The 1,193-nt window shown below is 72.1% G+C and carries 1 protein-coding gene; it reads right to left on the bottom strand.

Annotated features, from left to right (window positions below; all coding sequences use genetic code 11):
* A partial coding sequence (locus FNH05_RS37525) for an AMP-dependent synthetase/ligase (RefSeq protein WP_144593562.1) occupies positions 1 to 1,193 on the bottom strand: 1,193 nt, incomplete at both ends.

Raw genomic sequence — 1,193 nt, 5'->3', positions numbered from 1 at the left:
GTTTCAGGGTGGGCGTGAGCTCACCGGTCTCCGGTGACCACGCCGAGGGCAGCACCCGGTACTTCTTGATCTGCTCGGCCCGGGCCAGTTTGCCGTTGACCTCCTCCACGAGCGCGTCGAGTTCGGCGCGGACGGCAGGGTGCGCGGCGAGCCCGGCCGCCGTCCCGGTGATTCCCCGCGCCGCGGCCCAGCCCGGCGCGGTCTCCTCGTCGAGCGTGATCAGCGCCGTCAGGTAGGGCCGCCGGTCCCCCACCGCGAGCGCGTACCCCACCAGCGGATGGGCGCGGAGCAGCCCCTCGATCTTGGTGGGGGCGACGTTCTTCCCGCTCGAGGTGATGATCAGCTCCTTCTTGCGGTCGGTGATGGTGAGGAAGCCGTCCTCGTCGAGGGTGCCGATGTCACCGGTGGCCAGCCAGCCGTCCTCGTCGGTTTCCTTCCGGATCGTGCCGTCGGGCTGCAGGTAGCCGAGGAACACGATCGGCCCGCGGACGAAGATCTCGCCGTCTTCGGCGATCCGCACCTCCACCCCCGGCAGCGGCCTGCCGACCGTGCCGGGCTTGGCGTCGCCCGGGGTGTTGGCCGTGGCGCACCCGGTGGTCTCGCTCATCCCCCACACCTCGAGCACGTCGATCCCGGCGGAGGCGAGGAACTCGCGCACCGGCGCGGCCAGCGGGGCGGATCCGCTGACCGGCCAGGTGATCTGGTCCAGCCCGAGCTGGTGCACGATCGTCGGCAGCGCCCCGGCCCGATCGCCTTCGGGCATCGACGCGAGCGCGGCCCGCAGGCCGCCCGCGATCTTCTCCCACACCCGCGGCACGCCGAAGAACGACGTCGGCCGGACCGTGGCGAGGGTGCCCACGACCTGGCCGGGGTCGGCGCAGACGTAGATGTGGGTGGCCTCGTACAGCGCCCGGTAGATGGCCAGCTCGCGCTCGGCGATGTGCGCCAGCGGCAGGTAGGCGATGGCGGGCTGGTGCTTGTCCACGGGGACGGCGCGGTTGAGCGCCACCGCCTCGTACAGCACGTTGTAGTGGCTGAGGACCACCGCCTTCGGATCGCCGGTGGTGCCCGAGGTGTACATCATCGCGACGGGCTGGTGCGGCTCGACGGCGTCGGTCAGCTTCTCCAGCACGGCCGGGTCCTGCTCGTGCAGGCGCGCGCCCCGTTCCCGCAGGCTCGCCCACGACAGGAAC

The organism is Amycolatopsis rhizosphaerae, assembly GCF_007713715.1.
In the GTDB taxonomy this organism is placed as follows: domain Bacteria; phylum Actinomycetota; class Actinomycetes; order Mycobacteriales; family Pseudonocardiaceae; genus Amycolatopsis_E; species Amycolatopsis_E rhizosphaerae.
Note: the sequence above shows the minus strand (reverse complement) of the source record. Positions and strands in the feature narration are given on the sequence as shown.